This window comes from Pseudomonas sp. LS44, assembly GCF_024730785.1.
Classification (GTDB): Bacteria; Pseudomonadota; Gammaproteobacteria; order Pseudomonadales; family Pseudomonadaceae; genus Aquipseudomonas.
Window position 1 is genome coordinate 3,355,296 of record NZ_CP102830.1, and the last position, 12,446, is coordinate 3,367,741.

Consider the following 12,446-nt stretch of genomic DNA (forward strand, 5'->3'; position numbering starts at 1 on the left):
TTGTAAACTGTAGGATCCCCGGCAACCCCTGCCCGCGCTGGTTCGCGCGGTTATTGGAGCCGTGCTCCAGCGGCCCTAAGAGGATTGGCATAGCGAACTTTTTCGTTAGTAAGCCTGTCCACCTACTGATTCCCAATTTCCCGGTAACCCGCCATGGACAACCCTTTTCGCTTACTCACCGACGCCTTTCACCCGCAATATCGGGTCAATTTCAGCATCGAAAGTCTGGACGGCAGCATCATGCTGACCCTTTCCGATGAGGACAGCGTGATCGCCAAACGGCGGATCAGCCCGGCGCAACGCAATGATCCGAAGCGCCTGCACCATCTGATTGAAAGTGTGCAGTTCGGCATCGCCATCGAACGTGGTCAGGCGCCACGCGAAGCGCTGGCCTCGCTGTGTGAACGGCGCGCGATGCAGCGGTAGATGCAGTCCATCGCCCGCTGATCCAGCTCAAATTTTTACTTCAGATTTCGCCCGGCTCGCTGTCTGGCTCCGCACCACGACGGAGTTTTCGGCGACCAGCCCTTTCGGTCGACACCGAAGGGAATTGCGACGAGGCGTAGCGCACAACGAGGATCGACAACGCCAGCAACAGAATCGCCGCCGAGACGTACACCACGCCCAGGCTCAGGCCATTGTGGTGCGACACATCGGAAATCAGCAGACGGGTCAACGCGGTGATCGCCACATAAATCAGAAAGCGCACCGGCATGTGATTGGTCTTGAAATAGATGCCGACCATGGCGCCCAGTTCGAGATAGATGAACAGGAGCAGGATGTCATCGACCGCGATATGCCCCTTCTCGACCATCTGCAGAAACGCCGCGACCGCCGCCCAGGCGGTGATGCCGCCGATGGCGAACAGCGCCAGGTAGTGGAAGCTCTCGACGAACAGATTGCCCAACGACTCCGCCAGTTCATGCACGCTTTCGCGTAGCGACTCGGCCCAATTGATCTTCACGATTGCAGCTCCTTGAACAACGTCCTTGAAACACCGGCCAACCATGATGCCGACCGCACATGACGTTATGCAGAAACAGGGCCAGCTGCATTCTATAAAGGGTGATCGCGGGACACGGCTCCGCCAGGCACACAACAGCACCTGGCAGAGTAAATCGACAATGGGCCGCAGCGCTCAGGCGACTGGCGCCATCAGCTCACTCGCTGAGCGGCGCGCGCGGCGCGTCGGGCATGAGTTTGAGGTATTGCTCGCTGCTCATATGCACCAGCGCCTCATGGTCACCGGCCTCGAAATACACGTCCTTGACGCCAGCCAGCGACTGATCGATCAGCGTCTCGATACCGAACGCACTGCCGACGGCGGGAATCGCACCGAGATCGCAATCGCCGAAGCTGCTGCTGAATTCGCTTTCCCGCGCCAACCGCCAATGCCGCTTGGTGAGCTTGTGGACTTTCTGCAGATCGACCTGGCGAGTTGCGGGAACTACCGCCATCAACCAGTGCCCTTGAAAGTCATCGAGAATCACCGGCTTGGCCATCAGCTGCGGCGGTATTCCGGCGCGGCGCGCGGCTTCGCGAGTGGTCACGGAAGGGTCATGCTGGAGCATGTCGTAGTGCGAATGACGCTGCGACAGATAGCTCTGTAAACGGGTGGCCATGGTCATGATGCACCTCCAGCCGTGGGTCTGAGGATCGGCGCCGCAATCATGTTCCTGATGACTCCAGCGTCAGCCGGTTAGGCACCGGCCCGAAGGGCAACCTGCGCGGTTGCGCACCCGGGAAACCTCCGGTTCCCCGCCCGGCAGCGACAAACACCGCTGCCCTGTTATCAGTTTAGTGCAGCGGCTTCGTCGCTCCTGTGCCGCACGGCGGATGGCAGCGCGCGAACACCCGATAGCGATGCCCCAAAAACCTCCCGCACATCGCGATCTACGCAGGAAAAGTTGTGCCCAACAATATTGGCATTTTTTTATGCTTTAATTGTTTTTTGTAGGGCAGTCCACCACACGAGGATATCGCCATGAACATTAGAACCCTGGTCTTACTGTTGCTTGCACTATGCGCTCAACCCGTCTGGAGCCAGATGGAACAAAGCCGCAGCCAACCCGCTGGCGCGGACTCTGCCGCGCTAAGTACGCGCCTGGCGCTGCGGGATCTGTGGGTGGAGCATATTTTCTGGGTGCGCAACTATGTGATCGCCAATCAGGCCGACGAGCGCAAGCAGGCCGATACCGCGGTCACCGAGGTGGTGGCCAATGCCACGGCGATCGCCAACAGCCTCGCGCCGCTGTATGGCCAGCCGGCTGCCGATCAGTTGCTCAAGCTGCTGGCCGGGCACTGGGGCGCCGTCAAGCACTACAGCGATGCGGCTGTCGCCAAGAATGCGGCCGGTAAGAAGGCCGCCGTCAGCGAGCTGACCAGCAATGCCAAGGCCATTGCCAAGTTCCTCGCCACGGCCAATCCGAACTTGCCGGAGAACACCCTGGTCACCATGCTCAGTGCGCACGGCGGACACCATGTCGCTCAGATCGATCAGCTGGGCAAGCAGGACTACGCCGCGGAAGCGAAAACCTGGCAGGCCATGCGCGAACACATGCTGGTCCTCGCGGACACCTTGACGGCGGCACTGGTCAAGCAGTTCCCGGCCAAGTTCTGAAACAAGCTCTGAGACCAACCGGGGCGTTGCCACGCCCCCTCTTTGCCGGCGAGGTAGGTGAATGCTTCAGGGAATGGGTCGCACCCAGCAAGATCTGCTCAGCGCCCTGCTGTACCAAGCGGCAGGCATGAGCATCGATGAGCTCGCCAGCCACCTGGCGGTGACCCGCACGGCGATCCGCCAACATCTCGCCGCGCTGGAACGCGACGGCCTGATCCTGCGCGGTGAAACCCGGCCAACCGGCCGGCGTCCGCAGCAGTTGTACCTGCTCTCGCCACGCGGCCGGGAACTGTTTCCCCGCCAATACCAGCTGCTGGCCGACCTGTTGATCGATGAAGTGGCGGCCATCATCGGCCACGACAAGCTCGTCCAGTTAATGCGCAGCCTCGGCCGCAAGCTGGCCGCCGGCATGGAACCGCAGGTGGTCAGCGAAGCGCAGATCGCCAGCCATATGAATGACGCGGGCTATGAGGCCGAGGTGTTCTTCCGCTCGACCGGCGAGCCGGAAATAGTCGCGCACAACTGCGTATTCCATCACCTGGCCAAGGCCCATCCGGAAGTCTGCGAACTCGACCTGGCGCTGATCGGTGCCCTCGGCGGCGGCGACGTGCAGCACCTGGAGTGCATGGTGCGCGGCGGTACCGTCTGTCGCTTCCGGCTGATGGACAAAACCGACAAGCCCTAAAGGCCCAGGCAGGTCGCGATGATGCGGGCCATGCCCACAACTAGCCCACCCTCCATTGCAGATGCTGCTCGGAAGTTCCCGGCGCATCAGCCCTGCAAGCCTGGATACGGTCATGCGGCTGGCTGAGTCGTGAAATGGTTCAAAAGAACGATGGAACCGCACAGTCGTCGTCGAATAATCCCTACTCAGCAATTTTTGCTCGTGGGCGCATGCCCTGCCCTTCGACGCTCCTTCGGGCACCCCGCTGGATACCGATGCCTGCATCCCCACAAGATCAACGACAGGAACAGCAGATGGAAAACACATTCGACTACATCGTGGTGGGTGCCGGCTCGGCCGGCTGCGCGGTCGCCGGCCGGTTGGCCGACAGCGGCAGCGAAACCATCGCCCTGCTGGAAACCGGCGGCCATGATCACAACGCGAAAATCACCACCCCGGTGGGTATCGCCCTGGTCATCCCGCGCGAAGGCGAGTTCAACTACGCCTACGAAACCGAGCCGCAGCCAAGCATGGCCGAGCGTGCCAGCTACGTGCCGCGCGGCCGCGGCCTGGGCGGCAGCTCGTCGATCAACGGCATGCTCTACCTGCGCGGCACCCCGTCCGACTACGACCGCTGGGCCAAACTGGGCTGCGAGGGCTGGAGCTGGCAGGACGTGCTGCCCTACTTCAAACGCTCGGAAAACAACGAACGGGTCGCCGGCCGCGACGACGATCCGTTGCACGGCGGCAGCGGCCCGCTGCACGTGACCGACCCGCGCGCACCCTGCTCCTACGCACGCCACTTCATCGAGGCCGCCGCCCACGCCGGCTACCCGTACAACCACGACTTCAACGGCCCGAAGCAGGAAGGCGTCGGCTACTTTCAGGTCACCCAGCACAACGGCGAGCGCTGGAACTCCGCGCGCGCCTACCTGCACCGGGGCAAGGTTGAAGACAGCACCCACAACGGCGGCCGCCGCAACCTCAGTGTGCTGACCAACACCCGCGCACTGCGCATCGTCTTCGAGGGCAAGCGCGCAGTCGGCGTGCTGGTTGAGCGCAATGGCCAGGAAGTGGTCCTGCGCGCCCGCCGCGAAGTGATCATCAGCGCCGGCAGCCTGGTCTCCCCGCAACTGCTGCTGGCCTCCGGCGTCGGCCCGGCCCAGCACCTGAAGGAGATGGGCATCGAAGTGGTGCAGGACTCGCCGGAAGTCGGCAAGAACCTGCAGGAACACCCCGACCTGATCCTGCACAAGCGCAAGTTCAGCACCGACCTGTTCGGCGTCACCGTGCGCGGCATGCTCAGCTACGCCTGGCAGCTGCTCAAGTACCGTCGCGAGCGCGGTGGCCTGTTCACCCGCACCTTCACCGAGGCCGGCGCCTTCTTGAAGACCGACCCGAGCCTGGCCGATCCGGACGTGCAGCTGCACTTCGTGATGTCCTCCGGCGACAACCACGGCCGCACCTTCCACTACGGTTCCGGCTACTCGGTGCACGTCTGCGTGCTGCGCCCACACAGCCGCGGCGAAGTCCGCCTGAAGTCCGCCGACATGCGCGACGCTCCGCTGATCGAGTTCAACCTGCTCAAGGACGAACGCGACATGCAGACCATGCTCAAGGGCGCGAAAATCGTGAACAGCATTTTGGAGCAGCCGGCACTGACCCGCTTCGGCGGCAAGCCACTGTTCCACGGCCATCTGAAGTTCGACGGCAGCGACGACCGCGCCGTGGAACAGATGATTCGCAAGCATGCCGACAACGTCTATCACCCGATCGGCACCTGCCGCATGGGCAGCGACGTCAACTCGGTGGTCGACTCGCAACTGCGCGTGCGCGGCGTGGAAGGCCTGCGCGTGGCGGACGCCTCGGTCATGCCGACGCAGGTGGGCGGCAACACCAACGCGCCGACCATCATGATCGCCGAGAAGGCCGCCGACCTGATCCGCGCCGCCGCACGCGCGGATGGCAGCACCGCGGCTACCCCGGAAGCCGCGCTGGCCGGCTGATGGCAAACGCTTAAGCGACAGGAAAAAGGGGCGGCCATGGGGCGCCCCTTTTTGCTTTCTCCGGGATAAAGACTTGCCACGAATGCCGCTGCTGGCTAAAAGCCTTGCACTGCTTTATGCTCGCAATACTGTATATAACAACAGTATCGAATTAACTGACCAGCATGAAGGTGAGGTGATGAATGGCCGTCGAAGTGGTGTATCGCAGCAGCCGGGACCCGGAGCGTTTGTTCATGGATAAGGCCGAAGCAGATCGTCATGACAAGATGCTCGAGCTGGCCGAATCGCTGGCGGACGTCCTGCAAAAAGCCGTGCCTTCGCTGAGCGAGCAGCAGGTCGAAGAACTAGGCATCTACATGGCGAAAAACCGCGACATCTTCGCTCGCGCCTTCAAGAATCAGCCCGATGCGCTGAACGAGCTGAGTGCCGGCGAAGCCACCTAGCCTGAAGTACGCCGTACGGAATAAAAAACAGGCCCCTTTCCAGGGGCCTGTTGCATTTACCCCTCCGACACTTCCAGCGCGCCGGGGGATCGCGCCGCTTCGCCACACCGGGTAAATCCCGCTTCTTCCGGATCGCCGGACGATCAATTGCCGTATAGCAGGCGCTCGGCGAGATCATCAGCGACCCGCGCCGGTGAACGTTTATCGGCCTGCGCATGGGCGAATATTTCGGTGAGGCGCAGCCCGATCTGCGACATCCGTGAGGTGATCGCGACCAGGCTCTCGTCGCGATGGCGCAGCGCTACGTAGATCAACCCACCGGAATTGACTACATAGTCCGGCGCATACAGGATGCCGCGCGCCTCCAGTTCGTCGGCCACTTCCACACTGGCCAGTTGATTGTTGGCGGCGCCGGCCACCGCCGCGCAATGCAATTGCCTGACCGTATGCGAATTCAACACGCCACCTAGGCCGCAGGGCGCGAGGATATCGCACGGGGTGCTGAGTAGCGCCTCCGGGGCAATCGGCTGAGCGCCCAGCTCCTCGACCGCCAAGCGTACCCGGCCGCCATCCAGATCGCTGACCAACAACTCGGCACCCGCCGCATGCAGCTGCTCGGCCAACCCATAACCGACATTGCCGAGGCCTTGCACGGCGATGCGCAGACCCTCCAGGTCATCGCTGCCGAGCCGCGCCAGGGCAGTCGCGCGGATACCGGCGAACACGCCCATGGCGGTATGCGGCGAAGGATCGCCAGCGCTGGTGGTGCTAGTCACGTGGCGGGTCTGTTGCGCGATGCAATCCATGTCGGCGCTCGAGGTACCGCTGTCGACGGCAGTGATATAGCGCCCCTTGAGCGACTCGATAACGCGACCGAAGGCCTCGAACAGCGCGGCGCGATTGTCCACATGCGGCGGACGAATGATCACCGCCTTGCCGCCGCCATGATCGAGGCCGGCCAGCGCCGCTTTGTAGCTCATGCCATGAGCCAGGCGCACGGCATCGCGCATCGCGCTGATGTCGTCGGGATAGGCCAGATAGCGGCAGCCACCGAGCGCGGGGCCGAGTTTGGTGCTGTGGATGGCGATAATCGCCTTGAGACCGGTGACCGGGTCCTGCGCCAGATGCAGCGCTTCTAGCCGGGCTGCTTCCATGATGGCAAACATGGTGTGGCTCCCTTGCTGGTGACTAGAGCCAGTATAGGTGGCAAGCCCGCAACGGACTGATCAGCCCGGTATAAGCCGGGCAGTGAAGCGATGTTGCGTACATAAGTACCGCGTGACTTGCGGGCCAATCGGGTTGGGTATCGCTGCGCTCAACGCCAACCCACGAACCGCTCGCCGACTTTGCTCGTGTAGGACGATCGGGCCAACCATGCCTGCGGCAATCGCGGATAAATCCGCTCCTACAGTTTGCTTGTGGATGGCTCGAGCACAGCGATACCTACCGCAGCGTTGCTGGAAAAACTGGACGAAATTTAACCAAGCCGCTAAATAGCAAAGGAGTTATTGGGAGGCTGCAATGACCCCGCGCCAACACTGTTTCGACTGCCTGCACCAAGGCCCTCGCGGGCTTTTCGAAGCTGCCCTGTGGATTGCCGCCGAGCACCATCCCAGCGTGCAACCGCAGACGCTGCTGGATAGCCTCGGCGGATTAGTCCAGCAAGTCCGTGCCGGCTTGCCCGATTTGCCGGTGCGGGAGCTGGCGCAACCGCTGCTGCGGCGACTCAACGAGTTGGATTTTCATGAAGACGACGATGTGCCGCTGCGTCCGCAAGCGGCCTTGCTGCACCGGGTCCTGCAGCGCCGTCGCGGTCAACCGCTATCACTGGCCTTGCTCGCTCTGGAGTTGGCACGGCGCCTGGACATTCCCCTGTGCGGGGGTGAACTTCCCCGGCCGCTTTCTGCTCCGCGTTCCGGGCGCCGATCACCTACTCGACCCCTGCGGTGGCCGGCGCCTGTATAGCCATGATTGCCGCGAGTTGTTGCTGCGAAAGCTGGGACCGCGCGCCGAACTGTCCGCCGCGCTACTGCAACCCACCGACGAAAACACCATCCTGCAACGGCTGTCGCGCAACTTGCGGTTGCTGCATCTGCAAGCCGAGGACTATCTGGCTGCTCTCAAGGATGCCGAGCGGGCCCTGCTGCTCGGTCCGCCCATGGCCCACGATCACCTGGCTCGCGCGGAAATCTATCGTCATCTGGACTGCCCGCAAGCCGAACGCTACGACCTCGAACACGCCCTGCTACTAAGTGACGATCCGGCCGAGCGCCTGCTTTTGAATCAACGCCTGGGGCAAATCAGCCCAAGTCCGGCACTGCACTGAACTTGGCTTCGTCGAGCAGGCCGAGCAGCTTGGCTTGGGCCACCGCCTGGGTGCGACGCTCCACCTTGAGCTTGGTGTTGATCCGATGCGCATGGGTTTTCACCGTGTGCAGGGAAATGAACAGGAGTTCGGCAATCTCTCGGTTGGAACGACCGGCGGCAATCAGCTTGAGCACTTCCAGCTCGCGGGCGCTGAGCAGTTCCGCGGCGTCATCCGCCTTACGCGAGCGCAAAAGCAACTGCTGCTGTTCCTCGCTGGCGTGCTCAAGGAGCAGGTCCGGCTGTCGCGCATAAAGCGCCTGCAACGGGCGGATCATGCGCATCCGCTGTGCATCCGCCAGCCCCTGGCGGAGCTCCTGCTTGGCTGCGTCAGCGCGGCCAGCCGCCAGCAACGCTTCCACCAGGCTGAAGCGACACTCGCACGCCAGGCCAAGCTGACCGTTAGCCAGGCACACGTCGCGCAATTCGAACAACCCGTCCAAGGCCGCATCGACCCGCCCGTGGCGCAACGCGATCAACGCCAGGCGATGCTGTACTCGTGGAATCAGGCTGTAGAAACCGGATGGCGCCAACAAATCGTGCTGCCGATAGTGTTCGAGCAAACCTTGCAGGATCGCCTCGGCCGCCGCCAATTCACCCTGGCGCAGAAGTAACGAGCCGGTGGCCAGATCGAGTATGCCGCGATAGCGGATTTCCGGAACCCTGAACCACTGCAACAGACGCTCGCCATCACGCACCAGCTGTTGGGCCTGGGCGAAGTCACCGGACTCCGCCGCCAGCTCAGCCAAGCCGAAATAACCGAACAGCTGATAGACATCCTCATAGTGGCCAGTTTCCTGCAGCCCCTCGCGTAATTCACGGCGCGCCTCTTCGGTGCGCCCCAAGCTGACCAATAGCGCCCCGCGCAACAGCCGCAGCCGCCCGAGCACCGGTCCGCGGGCCATACCGGCGGCCACTTGCTGCGCCGTCCGCTCGGCCAGTTCGAGGCCCTGGACGAACTCACCACGCATGGCCAGCAAGTGGATGCAGTCGAGGTTGAACAGCGCCTCGAAGGTCAGATTGCCGTTGAGCCTTGCCAGGCGCACGCTCTCAGCCAGCAACTCATCAGCCTGCTCCAATTGCTGAGAGGCCAGCGCGTGCTGCGCCAAGGTCTGCATGCACAGCATGCGCGGGCCCCAGCTCGTCGGCGCCAGCGCCGCAAGCGCGGCCAAACAATGCTCGCGCGCCATCGGCAAACCGCGCTGGCGATCCAAGGCGCCCTGCACCGCCTGCCATTCGGCGAGCAATTGAGTCTGCCGACCCGTGTCAGCCTCGGGCAGAAAACGCGTCAGATCCGCCAGGCAACCATCGATTTCGTCGAGCCGGCCGCGGAACATCAATGTCCAGGCGCTCATGAAAATCAGGCGGGGCGAACTGGCGAACAGCAAGCGTGGCAGTTCGTCGCGCCACTGCAGGAACTGGCTGGCGCTGCGCTCGACCAGCAACTGGTTCTGATCAAAGCCCTGCAAGTAATTCGCTGCCAAATCCAGGCGGTCCGCCGCCAGCGCTTGGTCGATCGCCTCACGCACCTGGCCATGTTCGAACAACCACTGCGCGGCGCGCTGACGGACCTGCGCTGCCACGGCCGCCCCCTGCGAGCGCTGCAGGACTTGCGCCAGCGGACGCCACAGCCGCAGCGGCTCGCCGGACTGATCCGGACTGTCGCCGATCAACAGTTGGCGATTGCGCAACTCTTCCAACACGCCGCCGTCCGCACCACCCAGCAGGTGTTCGCCCAACGCTTCGGAGAAACGTGGCAGATGAGCCAGAGTCAGTAGCGCCGCCGGTAACGGCGCAGCCAAACCGCCCAGCACTTCACGAGCGAAGTAATCGCGCAGCAACGCCGTGCCTGCCAACAGTCGTTCGTGCAGGTGCGCCGGGTCGAGCTTGAGCAGCAGCAGACTGATCACCGCCGGCCAGCCCTCGCTACTTTGGCGCAGGCGCTCTTGCAGTTCTCCCGACAGCTTGAGGCCGTGGATCAGCAACAACTGGTGCAACTCGGCGGCGTCCAGCACTAGGCTTGGAGCGTCGATTTCCAGCAGCTCGCCGAGCAACATCAGGCGCGGCAGGTTCCAGGCCGGGCGTCGCCGGCAAGCCACAAACCAGCGCAGATTCGGTGGGATATGATCGAACAGCCGATCGAGGCAATCGTCCAGCTCGGCATTCGGCTGGCGCGGGTAGTCATCGAGAACGATCCACAGGCGCTGCTCGACACGCTCAAGCAAGCCGGCCAGCACCTCGCCGGGCTCTCCGGCCGGCGCCACCACTCCCAGCGCGCCAGCCAGGCGCTCGAGCAGATCGGCAGGGCTCAGTGCCCGGCCGCCGAGATCTAGCCAGAGCAGCCGCGTACCGCTCGGCATCTGCCGTGCACATTCGCTGAGCAACACGCTCTTGCCGAAACCGGCCGGAGCGCAGACCAGGCTCAACCGGCAGTCGTTTGCCAATAGTTGTTGATACAGACGCGGACGCGGCACATGCACGAGCGGCAAGCGCGGCTGGCGACTGGAAACAACGACTGGCTGACTCATTACCCCTCGACTCTCTCGGACCCGGACACGAACTCCGGCGCATGATACCGCTCAAGCCAGCTGCCGACAGAGGTGATCGCCCATAAAAAAAGCGACCCGAAGGTCGCCTTTCTCAAACGTGGCTGACGCGCTTAACGCACACCGGCATTCCGCAAGGCGGCCGGGGTGAAGTCGGTAGACGCGACTTTCACGCCGAACTTGCTCGGGTGGCTCTGTTCGTTGGCCATCATCGAGGTGATGTAACGCCCAGCGATCAGGTCGTTCAGACTTTCCATGGCAGTCCATGGCACCTGCGCCTGGTACTGCTGCATGAGCATGTTCTGACCTACACGCCACAGCTGGCCACGACCGTCATACAGCTCGGAGATAGCGATCTGCCAGCTGTCCTCGTCGATGAAGAAACGACGTTTGGCGTAAATGTTGCGCTCGCCGCTCTTCAGGGTTGCTTCGACTTCCCACACGCGGTGCAGCTCGTAACGGGTGTAGTCAGGATTGATGTGGCCCGGCTGGATGATGTCGCTGTACTTGAGTTGCGGCGACGCCAGGCGGTAGTTGTTGTACGGGATGTACAGTTCTTTCTTGCCGACCAGTTTCCAGTCGTAACGGTCCGGCGAGCCATTGAACATATCGGTGTTGTCGGAGGTACGCAGGCCGTCAGCGGCGGTACCCGGGCCATCATAGGCAACCTGGGGAGCGGCGCGGACGCGGCGCTGGCCGGCGTTGTAGACCCATGCTTTACGCGGGCCTTTGCCCGGATCGATGGTGTCGTGCAGCAGTACCACGGTGCCGGCCATGCGCGCCGGAGCGGTGACGGTCTGCTTGCCCATCAACAGCATGTTGGCGGCTTTGTCCGCCGGCAAATCAGGCAGCGAGCTCGGGTAGGCCACCAGTTCATCGATGACTACCGGGGTAAAGGTGCCGTTGGTTTGCACTGGCGTCTGCACGTTGACGCGCATCGTGCTGGGGCTACGGTAGCGGGCCATGTGGTTCCAAATCACTTCCACGCCTTTGGTCGGCAGCGGGAACGGATAGACGTGGGTAGGGAAGTTATCCAGACCGACGCCGTCGCTAGCCAGCGAGGTTTTCAGCGCGCTGGTCTTCGCCGCAGCCGCTACCTCTTCCGGGACAGCAGCGGTGCGATGGGAGGCGTACACCGGCATCTTGTAGGTGTCCGGGTAGCGCTTGAACATCGCCACTTCGCCTTCGGAGAGTTTGTCCTTGTACTGCTCGACGTTCTGCGCGGTGATCACGAACAGCGGTTTTTCGCTGGCGAACGGATCGCCGAGGAAGCCCTTGGCGTCAACCGGTGCGGCGTCCTTGGCCAGACCGCCGGTCCAGGCCGGGATCGAACCGTCGGCATTGGCGGCTTTCTCGCCGCCCAGCGGGGTCAGGCTGGTGCCGAGCTTGGCCGCATCTTCGGCACTTACCGCGGCCATCACGTTGGCGGCTACCAGGCTCAAAGCCAGGGCGCTGCATTGCAGCAGGGTTTTACGCAAATACATGGTGTTCCTCGCAGAAGAGCGTGCCGAGACAGAACGCGGGCCATCGCAATTGCCTGGGCGGTTTCACTCACGCCGTTGCCGAGTTGGCTAAGGCGCTTGGCTGTCCACACCCCTGCACGACACGGTGGGTGACCGGGTCAGAGCGGCAATGCGAACGGATTCGATGGAATGGATGACGACGATAAAGTCGCGCTCATCTCAGATCACGCTGGAGGGCGAACGCCATGACCAGGGATATGGGGCGAAGCGGCGGCCGTTTTTGTAGTTGTCATCTGGCACTCCGGTTACGCCTCCACCCTACTCAGCGCCTCATGGATGG

10 protein-coding genes and 1 pseudogene are annotated in these 12,446 nt (G+C 62.9%); 6 read left to right on the forward strand and 5 right to left on the reverse strand.

Going from position 1 to position 12,446, the window contains the following annotated elements; all coding sequences use genetic code 11:
- The first annotated feature begins 153 nt into the window (after positions 1 to 153).
- Positions 154 to 426 carry a DUF3509 domain-containing protein gene (locus tag NVV93_RS15000; RefSeq protein ID WP_258251440.1) on the forward strand — a complete coding sequence of 91 codons (273 nt, stop codon included), beginning with the start codon at positions 154 to 156 and terminating at the stop codon, positions 424 to 426.
- A gap of 40 nt (positions 427 to 466) precedes the next feature.
- On the opposite strand, the gene NVV93_RS15005 is transcribed toward NVV93_RS15000, so the two are convergent.
- Together NVV93_RS15005 and NVV93_RS15010 are read right to left on the reverse strand one after the other, a co-directional pair.
- Positions 467 to 964, reverse strand: coding sequence for a phosphate-starvation-inducible protein PsiE (locus tag NVV93_RS15005; RefSeq protein ID WP_258251441.1), 498 nt, complete (start codon positions 962 to 964; stop codon positions 467 to 469).
- A 196-nt stretch (positions 965 to 1,160) separates the two neighbouring features.
- Entirely contained in the window at positions 1,161 to 1,628 is a 468-nt protein-coding gene (locus NVV93_RS15010; RefSeq protein ID WP_258251443.1) for an aminoacyl-tRNA deacylase, read from the reverse strand.
- A gap of 356 nt (positions 1,629 to 1,984) precedes the next feature.
- On the opposite strand from NVV93_RS15010, the gene NVV93_RS15015 reads away from it, so the two are divergent.
- The 4 genes from NVV93_RS15015 (at position 1,985) to NVV93_RS15030 (ending at position 5,733) form a co-directional block, all read left to right on the forward strand.
- Positions 1,985 to 2,620 (forward strand): hypothetical protein, encoded by a 636-nt coding sequence (locus tag NVV93_RS15015; RefSeq protein WP_258251445.1) that lies wholly within the window; start codon positions 1,985 to 1,987, stop codon positions 2,618 to 2,620.
- A 61-nt stretch (positions 2,621 to 2,681) separates the two neighbouring features.
- The gene (locus NVV93_RS15020) at positions 2,682 to 3,305 is read left to right on the forward strand and encodes a metalloregulator ArsR/SmtB family transcription factor (protein WP_258251446.1); all 624 of its coding nucleotides are present in this window, start codon (positions 2,682 to 2,684) and stop codon (positions 3,303 to 3,305) included.
- Between the two features lie 293 nt (positions 3,306 to 3,598).
- A complete protein-coding gene (locus tag NVV93_RS15025; protein ID WP_258251448.1) occupies positions 3,599 to 5,290 on the forward strand; it encodes a GMC family oxidoreductase in 1,692 nt (563 codons plus the stop codon).
- A gap of 182 nt (positions 5,291 to 5,472) precedes the next feature.
- Positions 5,473 to 5,733 carry a YebG family protein gene (locus tag NVV93_RS15030; RefSeq protein WP_258251449.1) on the forward strand — a complete coding sequence of 87 codons (261 nt, stop codon included), beginning with the start codon at positions 5,473 to 5,475 and terminating at the stop codon, positions 5,731 to 5,733.
- A gap of 143 nt (positions 5,734 to 5,876) precedes the next feature.
- Here NVV93_RS15030 and NVV93_RS15035 read toward each other — a convergent pair whose 3' ends face one another.
- On the reverse strand, positions 5,877 to 6,899 hold the full coding sequence (locus NVV93_RS15035; protein WP_258251450.1) for a Glu/Leu/Phe/Val dehydrogenase dimerization domain-containing protein: 1,023 nt from the start codon (positions 6,897 to 6,899) through the stop codon (positions 5,877 to 5,879).
- A gap of 355 nt (positions 6,900 to 7,254) precedes the next feature.
- Between NVV93_RS15035 and NVV93_RS15040 the strand changes: the two are divergent.
- Positions 7,255 to 8,059 (forward strand): annotated as a pseudogene (locus tag NVV93_RS15040) (SirB1 family protein).
- Here the strand turns inward: NVV93_RS15040 and NVV93_RS20105 are convergent.
- A complete protein-coding gene (locus NVV93_RS20105; protein ID WP_309137378.1) occupies positions 8,034 to 10,625 on the reverse strand; it encodes a LuxR C-terminal-related transcriptional regulator in 2,592 nt (863 codons plus the stop codon). The pseudogene NVV93_RS15040 and the gene NVV93_RS20105 sit on opposite strands and share 26 nt — an antisense overlap.
- Positions 10,626 to 10,756: 131 nt before the next feature.
- Positions 10,757 to 12,121 carry a DUF1329 domain-containing protein gene (locus tag NVV93_RS15055; protein ID WP_258254385.1) on the reverse strand — a complete coding sequence of 455 codons (1,365 nt, stop codon included), beginning with the start codon at positions 12,119 to 12,121 and terminating at the stop codon, positions 10,757 to 10,759.
- Positions 12,122 to 12,446: the final 325 nt, after the last annotated feature.

Coding starts and splice junctions, on each gene's coding strand:
- NVV93_RS15000 (WP_258251440.1), top strand. CDS start 154: ATGGACAACCCTTTTCGCTTACTCACCGACGCCTTTCACCCGCAATAT.
- NVV93_RS15020 (WP_258251446.1), top strand. CDS start 2,682: ATGCTTCAGGGAATGGGTCGCACCCAGCAAGATCTGCTCAGCGCCCTG.
- NVV93_RS15035 (WP_258251450.1), bottom strand. CDS start 6,899: ATGTTTGCCATCATGGAAGCAGCCCGGCTAGAAGCGCTGCATCTGGCG.
- NVV93_RS15015 (WP_258251445.1), top strand. CDS start 1,985: ATGAACATTAGAACCCTGGTCTTACTGTTGCTTGCACTATGCGCTCAA.
- NVV93_RS15030 (WP_258251449.1), top strand. CDS start 5,473: ATGGCCGTCGAAGTGGTGTATCGCAGCAGCCGGGACCCGGAGCGTTTG.
- NVV93_RS15025 (WP_258251448.1), top strand. CDS start 3,599: ATGGAAAACACATTCGACTACATCGTGGTGGGTGCCGGCTCGGCCGGC.
- NVV93_RS20105 (WP_309137378.1), bottom strand. CDS start 10,625: ATGAGTCAGCCAGTCGTTGTTTCCAGTCGCCAGCCGCGCTTGCCGCTC.
- NVV93_RS15010 (WP_258251443.1), bottom strand. CDS start 1,628: ATGACCATGGCCACCCGTTTACAGAGCTATCTGTCGCAGCGTCATTCG.